This window comes from Microbacterium sp. 13-71-7 (genome assembly GCF_002257455.1).
Taxonomy (GTDB): domain Bacteria; phylum Actinomycetota; class Actinomycetes; order Actinomycetales; family Microbacteriaceae; genus Microbacterium.
The window spans coordinates 1-1,171 of record NZ_NCKN01000421.1 but is presented as its reverse complement, the minus strand read 5'-3'; the positions used below and the strand labels follow the sequence as shown (position 1 = coordinate 1,171).

Below are 1,171 nucleotides of genomic sequence, written 5' to 3'. Positions count from 1 at the left end.
CCGCGAGCGGGAAGAGCAGCAGACCGGCGTTGCCGACCTCGGTGTCGGTGCGGCCGGCGGCGAGCACGTGCCGTCCGTCCGCGCTCCAGCCGACCGCGCTCGCCTGTACAGCGGCGGCGCTGACCCGTACCGGGGCGCTGTTCGCATCGGTCGACGAGGTGACGAAGACCTGGATGCGCAGGGTGAGGTCGGCGTCGTCGTCGGGCGCCGAGGAATAGGCGAGGAGGGATCCGTCGGGCGACCAGAACGGGTCGGAGGCGTGCGCGTGGCCGCGGGTCAGCACCGCGACGGCCCCGGTGGCGACGTCGACGACGTGCAGCTGCTGCACGAGCGTGCCGAGCCTGCCCGCGCCGTCGATCTTGTACCCGAGGCGGTCGGCGACGGTCGGCGCGGAGCGGCGGGTGAGGATCGTCTCGGCGCCCTCGCCGGGAAGGGCCGCGCTGTCCACCGGGGCGGCGAACGCGATGCGCGCACCGTCGGGGCTCCACTGCGGGGAGCCGGCGCCGAGCGGCAGCGCGGTGAGCGCGCGGGCCTCGCCGCCCGACGCGGGAAGCACCCAGAGCTGCGCCGGGCCGTCCTCGGCGCGCAGGAATGCGAGCGCGGATCCGTCCGGGCTCCATACGGGGGTGCTGTCGGCGTCCCCGCGGGTGAGCCGCTCGGGCTCGCCGCCCGTCGTGGAGACCTGCCAGAGCGATCGACGATCGCGGTCGGCGTCGCGGTCGGTCGTGCGCAGCGCGTACACGACGCGCGTGCCGTCGGGGGAGAGGGCGGGCTGCTCGGGGGAGGCGATGGCCAGGAGGTCGTCGACGGTCGCGGTGCGGTTCATGCGGACTCCAATCGGTGGTCGGTACTCACTGTGTCCGCGCGGGCACAGCGGATGTTGTCCTGCCCGCCGAAAGGCCCGCGCCCTCTTGGGCGCCGTGCACAGGCCGGGCCGAGGGGTCGGACCCGAGCCCGGCGAAGTGGCAGGAGGCGCCGCGGACGCCCGTGGGGAGGACGGGGATCACGGTGCGGCAGACCGCCCGATCCGGATGCGCGACCGGCCCGATCGGGCACCGCGGGTGGAAGCGGCACCCGCTCGGCGGGGAGTGCGGGTCCGGCGGTTCCGCGTCGAGCGCCGCGGCGTCGCCCGTGCGCAGCAGGTCGCCGTTCCTGGTCGGTGCGGCGGCCA

Annotated in this window: 2 pseudogenes; both read right to left on the bottom strand. The window is 76.0% G+C overall.

Going from position 1 to position 1,171, the window contains the following annotated elements:
- Positions 1 to 826, bottom strand: a pseudogene (locus tag B7X32_RS20975) (serine hydrolase); the annotation flags it as partial.
- Positions 827 to 851: 25 nt separating this feature from the next.
- Positions 852 to 1,171, bottom strand: a pseudogene (locus B7X32_RS20970) (hypothetical protein); the annotation flags it as partial.